Origin of the sequence: Eikenella sp. NML99-0057, assembly GCF_001648535.1 — a bacterium.
Classification (GTDB): Bacteria; Pseudomonadota; Gammaproteobacteria; order Burkholderiales; family Neisseriaceae; genus Eikenella; species Eikenella exigua.
Genome location: NZ_LXST01000002.1, coordinates 117,371 through 132,099 on the forward strand (window position 1 = coordinate 117,371; position 14,729 = coordinate 132,099).

The window sequence follows — 14,729 nt, forward strand, 5'->3', positions numbered from 1 at the left end:
CTGCGCCGCTTCGAACATGCAAGCCCTTGTTTCCCGAAAAGCCGCGCTCCGTTCGGCTGCGCCAGCAGACGGGAAGCCAGCCCGCCAATTAGATTGTGATTATTCTATTTTGGCGTGCTAGGTTTAGGCAGGTGGAGGCTACCTGAAACGTTGTATGAATAGATTTGCACTCTCTTCGCTTATGTAATATAGCCTTTGACAGTAGTGATTAGGAGCCCTTGCTTCCGCTCACAGCCGCACGTTGTGGCAGGCTTCGTACACCGGCAGCAGGCGGCGCAGGGTTTCGACTAGCCAGGCCGCGCTGTCGGCCTGTTCCAGTTGGTCGCGCTCCAAGTGGCGGCCGAGGCAGAGGAAGTCTTGCGGGCTGCGCAGGGCGAAGGCTTCTGGCGGGGCGAAGGCTTCTGGCGGGGCGGTGGCTTCTGGCGGGGCGGTGGCTTCTGGCGGGGCGGTGGCTTCTGGCGGGGCGGTGGCGATGGCGGGGTAGTCGGCGTATTCGCTGTCGCTGCCGTGCCAGATTTGGAAGTCGGCAAACTCGGCGTGCGGGAAATCGGCCAAAGCCTGTTGGTAGCAGGCCAGCGGCAGGGTGGAGCGGGCGGCGCGGTATTCGTGCCATTCGAGGCTGGCGGTGAGCCTGCGGCGGTTGAGCAGTAGCGAGAGGATGACCGCCGTATCGGCATGGGTTTGATATTTGAAATAGGCGAAAAAGTGGGCGCGCACCTGCCAGCCGTTGCACCAGCGTTCGATATGCGGCGGGGCAAAGCCTGCGCCCAATTCTGAGGCTACCTGAAAAGCCAGCGTGCGCCACACTTGCCACGCGGCTTTGTAGTCGGCCTTGGTTTGCGCCTCGGTTTCGGGCTGGTATTGGCGGATTTGGGCGAACTGGAAAAACGGGCGTTGGAACAGGTCGCAGCTTTGCGGGGTGAGCATGATGGATTGGCGGCTGGCAAGAAAAGTGGAAAGGCTACCTGAAAAATGGGGTTTCAGGTAGCCTCAATGAATGTTGGGGCTGCCTGAAATCGGTTTTTGAACGGGAAATGGGAACGGGGCATCCGTGTTTTATTAGGCATACGATAAAAGGCTACCTGAAACCTTTTTCAGGTAGCCTTTCCGTTTTATTTCTCCAGCGTGGCTTGCAATCTTTGTTCCAGCGTGTCGCTGTCGAAGGATTTGGCGATCACTTCAAAGCGGCTGTCGCGCCGCCAGGCCACTTGGTTGGCACCCCATTGGTCTTCGCTCCAGTTGAGCCACACCCAGCTGCCGAGAACTTGGAACACGCCTTTGGCGCGCACAAGGCCTTCGCACAGTTTGGGCAGGTCGTTGAAGAATTTGGTGAGCTTTTCGCCGTCGAAGCTGCTGCCGGTAGGGAAGGTGTAGCCTTGCGATTGCAGGCCCATGCTGTTGTCGGGCAGCTCTTTGATGCGGTAGCGGCTTTTTCCCACCACCGGGGTTTCCAGCAGGGCGATGTCTAAATAGGCGTCGGTGGTTTCCAGCACGGCGGCTTTGGGCGGGAAGAGCTGGGCGGCTTTGCTGCGGAAGGCGGCCATTTCTTCGGGGCTGCACATGTCGGTTTTGTTGGCAATCAGCACGTCGGCCACGCTCACTTGGTCGCGGTAGAGCGGCTGGTTGGCGTAGTCGGGGTTGGTGAATTGGCGCGGATCGACCAGAGTAAACACGGCGCCGATATCCAGCATTTGGTCGAAGGGCTTGGCGCGCAGCTCGTCGATCACGCTGGCGGCGTGTGCTAGGCCGCTGGCTTCGATGATGATGCGGTCTGGCTTGTTGCCGCTCACCATGCGGTTGATGGTGGTGCCCATTTGCGCACCGGCCACGCAGCACAGGCAGCCGCCGGCGATTTCGGCCACGGGGATGCCGTTGTCGCTCAACACGGCGCCGTCGATGCCAATCTCACCGAATTCGTTTACCACGATCACCCATTTTTCATCGGGTTTTTTTTGCTCCATCAGGTGGCGCAGGGCGGTGGTTTTACCTGTTCCCAAAAAGCCGGAAAACAGATGTACTTTTGCTTTCTTTATTTCTGACATTGTTTGCATATTCCTGTTAAAACAACATGTTCTTCTTTTAATCTAAACCCACCTGCGGCTACGCCGGCACAAAGTGCCTGCCATTCGCGGGAGAGGGTTTGCTCATCGGTGTTGCCGCATTCGGTGCACACCAAAATGAAGGCGCTGTGGTGGCGTTGCTGTTCGTCGCTACTGTGGCAGTGGGCATCGCAATGGTGGCGGGCGTGGCTGCATAAAATGTAGCCGTTCACCGCGGCCACTTTGTGCAGCACGCCGTGTTCGGCCCAGAAATCGAGCGCGCGGTAGGCGGTAGGCGGCGCCACCACGCCGTTGCTCTGCTGCTGCATTTGCGCCAGCACGGTGTAGGCTTTAATCACGCCTTCCTGCCGCAAAACGATATCCAGTACCTGCTCGCGCAGGGCGGTAATCTGCAGGCCTTGTTCGCGAGCGCGGGCAATGATGGTGGTTTTGTAGTCGGGTGCGGAGTGCTTGGTCATGGCTGCCTCCTATTATTATTGGCTGGGATGGCGTACAACGGCGAGCGGGTTGAAGCTCTGCGCCACCGGCATGATTTCGATGCTGTTCACGTTCATGTGCGCGGGGCGCTGGTAGAGCCACAGCACGGTATCGGCGATGTCTTCGGGGCGGATGTAGTCCACGTTTTTATATAAATCGGCGGCGCGTTGGTCGTCGCCTTTGAAGCGCACGTTGGAAAACTCGGTGTCGCCGCACAAGCCGGGCTCGATATTGCTCACGCGCACGCCCGTGCCGGCCAAATCGGCGCGCAGATTCAGGCTGAATTGGCGCACATAGGCTTTGGTGGCGCCATACACATTGCCGCCGGGGTAGGGGTAGGTGCCAGCCACTGAGCCGAGGTTGATCACATAGCCGCTGCCGCGCGCCACCATGCCGGGCAGCACTTGGCGGGTGAGGTAGGTGAGGCCGATGATGTTGGTTTGAATCATGGTTTGCCAGTCGGCAAAATCGGCTTGATGAGCTGGGTCTAAACCCAATGCCAGGCCGGCGTTGTTCACCAGGCAGTCGATCCGGGCAAAGTTTTCAGGTAGCCCTTTGAGTGCGGCGTCCACCGAGGCGGTATCGCCCACGTCCATTTGCAGCGGCAGGAAGTTGGCACCCAATTCCACGCATAGTTCGTCCAGTTTGTCGGTACGCCGCGCCGCGCCGATCACGTGGTAGCCCGCTGCTGCAAGCGTGCGGCAGATGGCCCGCCCGAAACCGGCCGATGCGCCGGTTACCAAAATGCTCATGATTGCCTCCGTTGAGCTGGATTACTGGATAGAGCCGGAGCACTTACTTCTCCTATGGCATTGGCTCGCCTTGCAGGAAGAAATAACGGCTTTGGCTAAAAACCATAGTATAACACCGGCAGCTTGCCGGCAGCTTTAAAATGGCAGCAAGGCTATAGCAAGCCAACTTAACTTTCGCTATCGCGTTGGTTTGCCTTGCCGTACTGCCTGTACTGTCTGCGGTTTGCCACCTTGTCCCATTCTTATTTCTAATCCAATATATTTTCAGGTAGCCTCGGGCAGAGCGCCGTATTCTGCCCAATAGAGGCGGGCGGCGGTATAAGGCTACCTGAAAACCGTGCTAGAATGCCCGCCTTTCGCATTTTGGCCAAAGGCTTGTTGATATGGCACGTCATCCCTACCGCCGCCTGCGTTCGGCACGTTTCGCCCTGCCCGAAGTTGGCATTTCCGAACACGGTAACATCCGCTCGCTGCATTTGGGCAGCGAAACGGTGCAAAGCTCGATGAATGTGGATTACCCCGCCGAGCTGGTGCTCTCCTACAGCCGTGCCATGATGGCCTGGCTCCTGTTTGCCGAAAACGTGCGCCACATCACGCAAATCGGGTTGGGTGGCGGCTCGTTTGTGCGCTGGATAGATGCCTACCTGCCCGATGTGGCGCAAACGGCGGTGGAGATCAACCCACAGGTGATCAGCGTGGCGCGCAGCCTGTTTGAGCTGCCGTTTGAGGGTGAAAAGTTTGAAATCATCGAGGCCGACGGCGCGGAATACATCAAAACCCTGCGCGGCGGCACGGATATTTTGCTGGTGGACGGCTTCGACGGCGTGCAGATTATCGATGCCCTGGTGGCCGAGCCCTTCTTTGCCGACTGCCGCACAGCCCTGAGCGAAAATGGCATTTTCGTCACCAACTGGTGGAGTGGCGACAAACGCTACCCGCTTTTCCTGCAACGGCTCGCGCAGGTGTTTGATCAGCGCGTGTTGTGCGTGCCTGCCGAAACCCACGGCAACGTGGCCGTGCTCGCCTTCCAAAACCAAGCGCCCCAGCCGCTGGCGGCCCTGCAGAAAAAAGCCGCCAAACTGAGCGAACGATACGGGCTGGACTTCAAAACCATGCTGCATCAGGCACACGTGCCGCCGGGCAGCACCTGGCAGTGGCTGCGTTGAGGCTGGCTGAAAGCGAAAACTCCAGCACGGTTAGAAAGGCTATCTGAAGACATAAGCTGCAACGAGGCGAACATCAAATAGCGTTGTGGCGGCTAATCCTGTCCGGCCAGCCAATCCACATAGCGGCGTACGCCAGTGGCTACGTCGTCGAATTCTTCGGCATAGCCGGCGGCGCACAGGGCGCTGATGTCGGCCTGGGTGAAGCTTTGGTATTTGCCTTTGAGTGCGTCGGGGAATTTGCTATACACAATCAAGCCTTGTTGTACCAGCTCTTCCAGCAGCAGCTCGGGCTTGCCTTCGCGGGCGCGGCAGGCGTTTACGGTGGCAGCGGCCAGGTCGTTGAAGGGCTGGCTGCGGCCGGTACCGCAGTTGAAAATGCCGGATACTTCGGGATGGTCGTAGAAAAATAGGTTTACTTTTACTACGTCTTCCACGCAGATAAAGTCGCGGCTTTGCGCACCGTCGGGGTAGCCGTCGTAGCTGCCGAACAGGGTGACGCGGCCGTGCTCGCGGTATTCGTGGAAGTGGTGGTAGGCCACGGAGGCCATGCGGCCTTTGTGCTGCTCGCGGCGGCCGTATACGTTGAAATAGCGCAGGGCAACCACTTGATTGTGCAGCCCTTGCGCCATACGGCGGCGCAATACTTGGTCGAACAGGAATTTGGAATAGCCATACACATTGAGCGGGGCTTCCAATTCGCGCTGTTCGCGGAAGGTTTGGCCTTTGCCGTATACGGCGGCGGAGGAGGCGTGGATCAGGCGGATGCGGTCGTCTTGGCACCAGTCGAGCAGGTCGAGCGTGTATTGGTAGTTGTTATCCATCATGTACACGCCGTCGTGGTTCATGGTGTCGGAGCAGGCGCCTTGGTGGAAGATAGCTTCGATGTTGCCGCCGTTGATTTGGTGGGCGCGCACTTGGCGGATGAATTCGTGTTTATCCAGATAGTGCGCAATATCGGCCTGCACCAGATTGCGGAATTTGTCGGCGCGGCTGAGGTTGTCCACCGCGATGATGTCGGTGATGCCGCGCCGGTTGAGCGCGTGCACGATGTTACTGCCGATAAAGCCGGCAGCGCCGGTAACGATGATGGTCATGGGGGTCTCCTGATAAAGGGTTGGCATATATTTTAACCGATTTCGGGCTACCTGAAACTTGAATATCCGCCCTTGGAAACCATATAGCAGCCTGATCAAGATAACAATAAGGAAAGCATCATGACCACCCAGCCCGCCAACCTACGCACCCGCTTTATTTTCGACAACCAACCCGTGCGCGGCCTGCATGTTCAGCTGCAAAGCGTGTGGCAGCACATCGTACAGCGCAAACCCTATCCCGCCGCCATCCGCAGCGCACTGGGCGAACTACTGTCCGCCGGCGCCCTGCTTTCCAGTAACCTCAAACTGCCCGGCAAGCTCATATTGCAAATCCAAGGGCAGGGCGACCTCAAAATGCTTGTGGCCGAAACCGATTCCAACCACAGCTGCCGCGCCACCGCCCGCTGGAACGAACAAGCCAATTTAGACGACGGCCGCAGCCTGATTGAGCTGCTCAGCGAAAACGCCGTATTCGGCATCACCCTCCAGCCCAACGAAGGCGAACCCTGGCAAGGCATTGTGCCCCTCGAAGGCAGCAGCATTGCCGAAATGCTCAGCGCCTACATGCGCCGCTCCGAACAGCTCGACACCCACATCAGCCTTGCCGCCTCCGAACACGCCGCCGCCGGCCTGCTGCTGCAAAGGCTGCCCGAACAGCAAATCGACGCCGACGCCTGGACGTACTACACCACCCTGGCCGACACCGTTACCCCGCAGGAATTGATCGAGCTCGACGCCCAACACCTGCTCTACCGCCTGTTCCACGAAACCCCGCCGCGCGTATTCGAGCCTGAACAAATCGAATTCGCCTGCACCTGCTCGCGTGGCAAAGTGAGCGATATGCTGCTGCTTGTGGGCGGGCAGGAAGTGGGCAACATCGTGGCCGAACAAGGCAGTATCGCCATCGACTGCGATTTCTGTGGCGAAAAATATGTGTTCGACGACACCGACGTGCAAGCCCTGTTCGGTATGGAAATCGAAGCCATGACCGGGCAGCAGCTGCAATAAGGTGGTATTGTCTTAATTGTATAAAAAGGCTACCTGAAAACTGTTGCTTGGTTTTCAGGTAGCCTCATTGTTGGTTTAACTGTGCGGCACGAACAGTTGGCCGTTGAAGCGGTATTTGAGGCGGCGGTTGGTGGGGGTGTGGGTATGGCTGCTGATTTGTGGCTGGCTGATGGTGTGGCTGCCGGGTTCATAGAAGAAGTAGTTGTTGGCGTGTTGGCCGCTGTAGGCGATGTTGAGGCGGTGGGTAGGCTCGGCGGTGGGGGCGGTTTGGATGATGGGTAGGGGTTGGAGCTGCTCTGTGGCGAAGTGGAGGAGGACGAGGGATTTTTCGGTGTGGTCGCCATCGGTGTGTTCGGTGAACAGGAGGTAGGCGTGGCCGTAGCCGCTGAGGCGGAGGGTGTGCAGGCGTTCGATTTGGCCGGGGAGGGTTTGCACGCTGGTGTGGCCGCCGGGGCTGCGGGCTTGGAGCAGGCTGGTGGGGCTGTGCGGCGGAGTGAAGCTGCGCACGCGGCCGTCGGCGCTGCTGTGGATAATCAGGCCGGTGGCGCGGGTTTGGCTGAAACGGCAGGCCCAGGATTCGGCATTTTTCAGGTAGCCTCAAAGGCTACCTGAAAAATGAAACTGGGCGTATGGCGTTGGCGTTGCAGGTAGCTTTTTCTACGTTTCACTCCACCTTCACCCGTTTCAAGCGCAAGGCATTGCCCAGCACCGAAACCGAGCTTGCCGCCATCGCCGCGCCTGCGATGACGGGGTTTAAGAAGCCAAGTGCGGCGAGCGGGATGCCCAAGGTGTTGTAGAAGAAAGCGAAAAACAGGTTTTGCTTGATGTTTTTCAAAGTAGCCTGCGACACCAGCAAGGCATCGGCGAGCTGGTTGACCGAATGCTGCATCAGCGTGACGAACGCAGTGTGTTCGGCAACGTCCGCGCCGCCTTTCATGGCAAAGCTGACGTTGGCGGCGGCGAGCGCAGGCGCGTCGTTGATGCCGTCGCCAACCATTGCCACGGTTTTGCCGGCAGCTTTGAGTTTCTGCACTTCGGCGGCTTTGTCGCGCGGACTCATGTTGCCGAAGGCGTGTGTGATGCCCAGTTGTTTGGCGACGTATTCGACCGTGCCTTGGTTGTCGCCGCTCATGATGTAAACGTCGATGCCGTGTTTTTTCAGACGGCCTATGGCTTCGGCGGTATCGGTTTTCAATGCGTCGGCGAGTGCGAATGCGCCGATAGGTTTGCCGTTGGCAGAAACGGCGACGATGCTTGCGATGTGCCAGACGTCGTCTGAAAGGTTTTCAGGTAGCCTTAATTCGGCAAAATCAAGTTTGCCCGCTTTCACCAAGCCCACGCCTTCGACTTCGGCAGTAATGCCTGCGCCGACGACGGTTTGCGCGTTTTGTGCGTCGGGGATGTCCAAACCGCGCGCTTGGGCGGCGGAGACGATGGAGCGGGCGAGCGGGTGGGCGGCGTTTTGTTCGACGGCGGCAGCGATGCGGTACAAAGCGTCTTCGTCAAAGCCGCTGTCGGGAACGCAATAAACGGCGGCAACCTGCGGCCTGCCTTCGGTCAGCGTGCCGGTTTTGTCCAACACGACGGCATCGACGTGGGCGGCTTCTTCCATCGCCGCCGCGTCTTTAAACCAAATACCGTGTTTCACCGCCTTGCCCATGCCGACCATAATCCCGGCGGGCGTCGCCAGACCGAGTGCGCACGGGCAGGCAATCACCAAAACAGCAACGGCGTGCATCAGCGCAATCGTCCAATCGCCTTTAACCAGCCAAGTGGCGATAAAGGTCAAAAGCGCGATGCCCACGACGGCAGGCACGAACACCGCCGCCGCCTTGTCCGCCACGCGCGCAATCGGCGCTTTGCTGCCTTGCGCTTCGGACAGCGCGTTCATCATGTCGCCGAGCAGGGTTTGGCTGCCGAGCTGCGTGGCGCGATACACCACGCTGCCTTCGGTCATCAGCGCGCCCGCTAACACTTTGCCGCCCGCCTTTTTCTCTTCGGGATTGGATTCGCCGGTGAGATGGCTCTCGTCCGCCCAGCCGCTGCCGCTTTCGATAATGCCGTCGGCGGCAATGCGTTCGCCGTGGTTGGCGCGGATAAGGTCGCCGATTTGCACTTGGTCGATGGGCAGTTGTTTCCATTTGCCATCGCGTTGCACATTGACTTGGGTCGGCGTAAGTTTCAGCAGCAAGCCCAAGCTGTTCAGGCTGGATTTTTTGGTGCGGTGTTCCAAAAATTTGCCCAGCGACACAAAACCGATCACCATCACGCCCGCTTCAAAATACACATGCGCCATGCCGTGTGCCGCGTGCGGACTGAAAAACAGCATATAAACGGAATACAGATAAATCGACACCGTGCCAATGGTAACGAGCACGTCCATATTCGCCAGCCCGCCTTTAATACTCGCCCACGCGCTTTTGTAAAACGGCACCGCCAGCCAAAGCTGCACCACGCTCGCCAGCGCGAACTGCCATACCGGCGGCAGCATCCAATCGTGCTGTCCAACCATCATCCCCGCCATGCCAATAAGGAACGGAATATTGATCGCAAGCAAAAGCCACAGCCGCCAGCTTACATGCGCGGTTTCTTCAGGCGGCGGCAGCTCGTCGGTTTTCTCTTTCGCCGAAAAACCGGTTTTTTCGATGATGGCGGCGATGTCCTGCGCCGATACCTTGTCGGCATCAAACACCACCTGCGCTTCTTCATTGGCGAAGTTCACCCCCGCTTCGGCGACAAAGTCTTTTTTGTTCAACACTTTCTCAATGCGCGAAGCGCAGGCCTGACAGGTCATGCCTTCGATTTGGAAACGGACTTTTTGTTGCATGTTTTTCCCTTGGCTGGTGTGAGGCCACCTGAAAACTTTAGCTTCAATGAAGTCAAAGCTTTCAGGTAGCTTAGTCGGCCGCTAACGGTTTGGTACAGGCCTCGTCGTCATACGGCAGCCACTTGCCGCCGCTCGGCTTCAGATATGCGCGGAAACTTTTGTTTACCCGTGTGGCGGTGTAATCCAAATACGGCACACCGCCTTGGGTAACGTACAGCGCATCCGGCGGGTCGAAAAGATAGAGCTCGTATTCCCGGCTGTGCCGTTTATGCCGCTCGGCGAAGCGGCGGCAGGATTGCTGCATGATGTTGTCGATATCGTTTAGCTGCGTGAGGATATCCAACAACAGCGGCGGCAGCGTGTTGTTTTTCACCCAGGCGGCAGGCATATCAAACGCAAATTCGCCGTTATCCTGCGGGATGGTTATGCTCATGCCGCGATGGCCGATATCATCAATCGGCTGCCAGCGGGCAGAGGCCAGCCATGCCGGCCAATCAGCCGCTTGAAAACGGTTTAGCGGGAAGTCTCGGTTTAAATAGTGCTTGCGAAAAAACAGCATGATGGTTGCACCGGCTAGGCTTACAAAGCCGCATCAAACCCGCCGTCTTCCACCGCTTCTATCAGCGCGGTGGGGTTGGTTTGGGCAGGGTCGAATTCCACGACGGCGTTTTTATATTCTAGGCTCACTGCGGCCTTGGCCACGCCGTTTACGCCTTCGAGAATGCGGGTAACGCTTTTCGCGCAGCCGCCGCAGGTCATGCCTTCGATGTTTAGTGTGATGGTTTGCATAGGGTTTCCTTCCTGTTGGAGTGAGGCTAAGGTTTTGACTTCGTTGAAGCTAAAGTTTTCAGGTGGCCATTAAATAATGAGTGTGCTCTTGCTTTCGCACCGAGTGCCGCCACTATAAACCTTAACGCAGAGTTAAAGTCAAACATCATGATGAACATCAGCCAAGCCGCTGCCGAGAGCGGCCTTTCTGCCAAGCAAATCCGCGACTACGAAAAAGCAGGCCTGTTTGCCCCGGCTGCGCGCAGCGAAGCGGGCTACCGCCGCTACGGCCAAGCCGACCTTGCCCGGCTGCGCTTTATCCGTCATGCGCGGGAAGTGGGCTTTTCGCTGCTGCAGATCGGGCAGCTTTTGAGCCTGCAACACAACCCGCGGCGCACCAGCCGCGAAGTGAAAACGCTTACCGCGCGGCACATTGCCGAGCTGGAAGCCAAAATCAAACACCTGCAGGGCATGGTGGCCGAACTGCAACGCTGGCACGACGCCTGCGCGGGAGACGATTGCCCGGATTGTGCGATTTTGGCCGGGCTGGAGGAGCGCTAGGCGGCGTTGGTGGAATAGAAACAGGCTACCTGAAAAGTTTCAGGTAGCCTGTTTTGTTGTTGAATATAGCAGTTTAGTTGGACTGTTTTTTGATTCTAAAATTCTCGTCATTCTTACAGAATTCAAGAGATTCTTTAACCAACCATGCTAAACGTAGAATATTTGCAGGAGTCTCAATAATAATTTGATTGCCAGATAGCTCCAAGCCACTACGTTCTATGATTAAGGCATCCTCTTTAGTAAGTTCGATAGGGAAGACAACAGATGGATGCTGCCTACTGTCGAAATAACGGAGAAGCCATCGATTGTTTTTCCCTTCAAACAATATGCTGAAGTAACTTTGTGTATCCTTTGCCTCAATATTTTCCTCTTCCGGAAGAATTGCCTGCACAAAGTCAAAAAGCTGTCGTTCCGCATAGGTGGTAACAATTTTATTGTTATCAGGATCAATTATAGGGGCGTATGGGTCGGTTTTCTCTGGTTTTTCTGGGGCGGATTCGGGAGGTAGTTTGAGTGAGGATAAACCAGATACAACCATTGAGCTAACTGTATTTTGAACTGCCTGCTTAACGATATGTTGAATACTTTCAAGGAAGCGTTGAGTAAATTGGCGCTGGATATCTGCCCGCCCAGCTACATAACGGACGAAATCTAAATCTACTTCTTTTAAACTTTCAGTGATGACATCGGTAAACGCCATTAGATAAATGCTTTCTTCTGCTAAGGTGCGTAGTGCTTCTGGCTGGAATTGATCATGTCTGAATTGATATAGCTGTACCATATCATTTTCTCGTATATCGGTTATGTTGATAGTGAGAAAAGGTTCCTCATCCATAATATTTTTATTAGCTAAATCAGTAAAAAAACGCCATTCTCTTCCGTTTGTAATAGCACAGATTGCTACGTCTGGAGTGGCATTGAAATATCTGGAAAGTTGAGGGCAATGATTGTCTAAATCTTCATTAAAGGATTTGGCTTCTATAAACATGACAGGAGTGTTTTGGCAAAAAAGTGCATAATCAACTCTTTCTCCTGATTTTATACCTGCAAAGTCAGCCTGGTACTCAGCTCGAACTTTACTTGGGTCAAATGCAGAAAAACCTAAAATATCCAACAAAGGTAGGATGAGTGCTTGTTTGGTAGTTTCTTCCGTTGCACACATGTGCCCAACTTTTTTCACGTGCTCAGTATGGGCAAGTAATCTTTCACGAAATGCTGCGTTCATAAAAACCTCTGCAAGTGTCAAAAAAAGTAAATGTAAGCATACCATACTAAACCATAGCTTGCCGCATTTAACTCAAATTAGCTTTCAGGTAGCCCTATTTTTCTTCGGTGGGTACTTTGCCTTCTTCCTGCCAGCCGCTACCGATGGCTTTGTAGAGGTTGAGCAGGTTGAGGCCGGAGGCGAGCTGGTTGTCGAGCAGGTTTTGGCTGAAGCTGTGGGCGGTGAGCTGGGATTGCAGGGCGGTGTCGAGGGTTTTGCGGCCGTAGCGGAAGAGCTGGCGGTCGTTGCGCACTTGCTGCTTTGCAGTGCGTTCGGCCTGCTGCAAGTCTTGCTGCTGGGCGCTGAGGGCGTGTTGGGCCTGGTAGGCGTTGTCTACGTCGGCGAGGGCTTGCAGCAGGGTTTGGTCGTATTGCAGCAGGTCGGTTTGTAGGCGGGCGTCGGCGGCTTGGATGTTGGCGCGGATGCGGCCGGCGGTGAAGAGGGGGAGCTGTACGCCGATGCTGAAGAGGCCGCCGTTGCCGCTACGGGCGCGGTTGAAGGGGGCGAGGTCGCTGTTGAGCTCGATGCGGCCGGTTTGCCAGAGGAATTGGATGTCGAAGCGGGGGAGGAGGTCGGCTTTGGCGCTGGCGAGCTGGGCGCTGCGGGCTTGGATTTCGGCGGCGCAGGCGCGCAGGTCGGGGCGTTGGTTGAGGAGGCTGCCGGGCCGGATGCCTTGCGGCGGGCTGGGAAGGTGTTGCAGCAGGGCGGCTTGGCGCATGGCGCCGCTGTCGAAGCGGAAGGTTTGCGGGGTTTGGCCGATGAGCACGGCGATGCTGCGCTGCTGGGCGTCGAATTGGGCTTGGAGGGTGCTTTGGCGGGCTTGCAGGGCTTGGATTTGGGCGGTAATGGCGGTGGTGTCGTGGGCGGTGGCGTGGCCGGCGTTGAAGCGGCCGGCGGCGTAGCGTGCCAGTTCGTGCAGGGTGGCGAGCTGTTGGGAAACGAGGGCTTGCTGCTGCTGGATATGGGCGGCGCGCAGGTAGTGCTCGGCGATTTGGGCGGAGACGAGCAGGCGGCTGCCGTGGAGCTGCTCTTGGCTGCCGAGGGCGGCGGCGCGGGCGGCATCGGCATCGCTGCGTTTTTGGCCGAAGATGTCGGGCTCCCAGGCGGCGCGGAAGCTGGCGGAGGTGAGGTTGCCGCCGTTGCCGAGATAGGGGTCGCGGCGGTGGTTGCGGTAGCCTTTGGCATCGGCGGCGAGGCCGGCGCTGGGGAGGAGGTCGGCTTCGGCCAGGCGGGAGGTGGCGCGGGCTTCTTCAAGCCGGCTGCGGGCAATGGCGATGCTGTGGTTGTGTTGCAGGCCTTGTTCGATGAGGCGGCCAAGCTGGGGGTCGGGCCATTGCTGCCACCAGCGGGCTAGATTGCGGGCGGAATCGGCCTGGCCGGTGTGTTGGAAGTTTTCAGGTAGCGTGATGTTGGATTGGCGGTCGATTTGGGTGGCGGTGCAGGCGGTGAAGAGGAGGGTGAGGGCGATGGGGAGGAGTTTGGGCATGGCGGTTTCCTTGGTGTGGGGCTACCTGAAAATGTACGGGTGGTTTTTCAGGTAGCCTTTCGGCTAGGTGGCGGGCATGATTCTTGGGCAGGCTGCTGTTTGGGCTACCTGAAAACCCGTCTTCTTTTTTCAGGTAGCCTTTTTTAATTCTGCTGCGCCAGCATCCGGCGGAAGCGGATCACGGCGAGGGCGGTGAAGAGGATGCCGGACACGGCGGTGATGGCCACGCGGTGGCGGATTACGCTCCAGCCTGCTCCTCGGAAGACGATGTCTTTGGAGAGGGCGGTGAATTGGGTCATGGGCGAGAGCTCGGAAAGGCTGCGCAGCCAGGGCGGCAGGTTTTCGATGGGCGAAGTGCTGCCGGAGAGCAGGAATACGGCGATATACACGATGATGCACAGCAGGCTGAACTGCGGCATGGTGGGCGCCTGGGTGGCGAGCAGTACGCCGAGCCCGGCCATGGCAAACAGATACACGGCTTCGCAGAACACGAACAGCGCCAACGAGCCGTTAATCGGCACGCCTACGGCGCGGTGCACCACCAAGAGCAGCGAGAGCAGAGAGGAAACCAGGATAATCAGGCCGTTGGCCAGGATTTTGGCCATCACGATTTCGTTTGTGTCCACCGGCATCACCAACAAATGCTCAATCGTGCCGTGTTCGCGCTCGCGGATTACGGCCGCGCCCACCAGCAGGATGGTGAGCAGGGTGGCGTTGCCCACCAGTTGGTTGAGCGGCATAAACCATTCGCTGCGCAGGTTTTCGTTGAACAGCACGTTCACCACCGGCTCGAAGGGCGCGGCGTTGCCGTGCCGCCCCAGATAGGCCGCCGTTTCGCGGTTCACGATTTGGCCGATATACACCGAGCCCACGCCGGCCTGCGACATGGCGGTGGCGTCCACCAATAATTGCAGCTCGGGGCGTTTGCCGGCCAGGAGCTCGGCGGTGTAGTTGGGCGGGATAACCAGCACGAAGCTGTATTCGCCCAAATCCATGGCGCGGTCGATGCGGCTGCCGTCGATGTCGTCCACCTGCTTGAACTGCGGGGCGATCATGGCGTCGCGGATGCGGTAGGTGAGCGCGCTGCGGTCTTGGTCATAGACGGCCAGCGCGGCGTTTTTCACTTCGGTGGTTACGTTTTGCGACACGGAATACACGGAAAAGGTGAACATGAACACCAACAGCGCAAACAGCGCGTAATCGGTGAAGAAGCTGCGGATTTCCTTACCGCCCAGATACCAAACGTTGCTTATCCATTGGCGCATA

15 protein-coding genes are annotated in these 14,729 nt (G+C 57.5%); 3 read left to right on the forward strand and 12 right to left on the reverse strand.

From position 1 onward, the window contains the following. Positions 1–228 precede the first annotated feature (228 nt). The 4 genes from A7Q03_RS04040 to A7Q03_RS04055 all read right to left on the reverse strand — a co-directional run bounded on the left by A7Q03_RS04040 (position 229) and on the right by A7Q03_RS04055 (position 3,289). A complete protein-coding gene (locus tag A7Q03_RS04040) occupies positions 229–927 on the reverse strand; it encodes an HI_0552 family protein (RefSeq protein WP_067447572.1) in 699 nt (232 codons plus the stop codon). A gap of 185 nt (positions 928–1,112) precedes the next feature. Then, a complete protein-coding gene (locus A7Q03_RS04045; protein WP_067447574.1) occupies positions 1,113–2,042 on the reverse strand; it encodes a GTP-binding protein in 930 nt (309 codons plus the stop codon). Then, positions 2,030–2,518: a Fur family transcriptional regulator gene (locus A7Q03_RS04050; RefSeq protein WP_067440381.1), complete on the reverse strand. Its 489-nt coding sequence runs from the start codon at positions 2,516–2,518 to the stop codon at positions 2,030–2,032. Before A7Q03_RS04050 ends, A7Q03_RS04045 begins: the two co-directional genes overlap by 13 nt. 15 nt (positions 2,519–2,533) lie before the next feature. Next, the gene (locus A7Q03_RS04055; RefSeq protein WP_067447575.1) at positions 2,534–3,289 is read right to left on the reverse strand and encodes an SDR family oxidoreductase; all 756 of its coding nucleotides are present in this window, start codon (positions 3,287–3,289) and stop codon (positions 2,534–2,536) included. Positions 3,290–3,672: 383 nt separating this feature from the next. Here A7Q03_RS04055 and A7Q03_RS04060 point away from each other — a divergent pair, with 383 nt between their 5' ends. Then, positions 3,673–4,455 (forward strand): polyamine aminopropyltransferase, encoded by a 783-nt coding sequence (locus A7Q03_RS04060; RefSeq protein WP_067447577.1) that lies wholly within the window; start codon positions 3,673–3,675, stop codon positions 4,453–4,455. A 92-nt stretch (positions 4,456–4,547) separates the two neighbouring features. Here A7Q03_RS04060 and rfaD read toward each other — a convergent pair whose 3' ends face one another. Then, entirely contained in the window at positions 4,548–5,549 is a 1,002-nt protein-coding gene (gene rfaD, locus A7Q03_RS04065; RefSeq protein WP_067447579.1) for an ADP-glyceromanno-heptose 6-epimerase, read from the reverse strand. Positions 5,550–5,669: 120 nt separating this feature from the next. Between rfaD and hslO the strand changes: the two genes are divergently transcribed. Then, entirely contained in the window at positions 5,670–6,557 is an 888-nt protein-coding gene (hslO, locus tag A7Q03_RS04070) for an Hsp33 family molecular chaperone HslO (RefSeq protein ID WP_067447581.1), read from the forward strand. Positions 6,558–6,632: 75 nt separating this feature from the next. Here hslO and A7Q03_RS04075 read toward each other — a convergent pair whose 3' ends face one another. The 4 genes from A7Q03_RS04075 to A7Q03_RS04090 form a co-directional block, all read right to left on the reverse strand. Beyond that, positions 6,633–7,064 carry a hypothetical protein gene (locus A7Q03_RS04075; protein WP_067447583.1) on the reverse strand — a complete coding sequence of 144 codons (432 nt, stop codon included), beginning with the start codon at positions 7,062–7,064 and terminating at the stop codon, positions 6,633–6,635. A gap of 157 nt (positions 7,065–7,221) precedes the next feature. Beyond that, on the reverse strand, positions 7,222–9,384 hold the full coding sequence (locus A7Q03_RS04080; protein ID WP_067447585.1) for a cation-translocating P-type ATPase: 2,163 nt from the start codon (positions 9,382–9,384) through the stop codon (positions 7,222–7,224). Between the two features lie 70 nt (positions 9,385–9,454). After that, positions 9,455–9,943 carry a hypothetical protein gene (locus A7Q03_RS04085; protein ID WP_231866521.1) on the reverse strand — a complete coding sequence of 163 codons (489 nt, stop codon included), beginning with the start codon at positions 9,941–9,943 and terminating at the stop codon, positions 9,455–9,457. A 20-nt stretch (positions 9,944–9,963) separates the two neighbouring features. Next, on the reverse strand, positions 9,964–10,173 hold the full coding sequence (locus A7Q03_RS04090) for a heavy-metal-associated domain-containing protein (RefSeq protein ID WP_067447587.1): 210 nt from the start codon (positions 10,171–10,173) through the stop codon (positions 9,964–9,966). Between the two features lie 147 nt (positions 10,174–10,320). Here A7Q03_RS04090 and cueR point away from each other — a divergent pair, with 147 nt between their 5' ends. Further along, positions 10,321–10,713, forward strand: coding sequence for a Cu(I)-responsive transcriptional regulator (gene cueR, locus A7Q03_RS04095; protein ID WP_067447589.1), 393 nt, complete (start codon positions 10,321–10,323; stop codon positions 10,711–10,713). 73 nt (positions 10,714–10,786) lie between these two features. Here cueR and A7Q03_RS04100 read toward each other — a convergent pair whose 3' ends face one another. The 3 genes from A7Q03_RS04100 to A7Q03_RS04110 form a co-directional block, all read right to left on the reverse strand. Next, positions 10,787–11,938: a type I restriction endonuclease gene (locus A7Q03_RS04100; RefSeq protein ID WP_067447851.1), complete on the reverse strand. Its 1,152-nt coding sequence runs from the start codon at positions 11,936–11,938 to the stop codon at positions 10,787–10,789. A 94-nt stretch (positions 11,939–12,032) separates the two neighbouring features. Then, positions 12,033–13,463, reverse strand: coding sequence for an efflux transporter outer membrane subunit (locus tag A7Q03_RS04105; protein ID WP_067447591.1), 1,431 nt, complete (start codon positions 13,461–13,463; stop codon positions 12,033–12,035). Between the two features lie 143 nt (positions 13,464–13,606). Continuing rightward, positions 13,607–14,728: an ABC transporter permease gene (locus A7Q03_RS04110; RefSeq protein ID WP_067447596.1), complete on the reverse strand. Its 1,122-nt coding sequence runs from the start codon at positions 14,726–14,728 to the stop codon at positions 13,607–13,609. Between the last annotated feature and the right edge of the window lies 1 nt (position 14,729).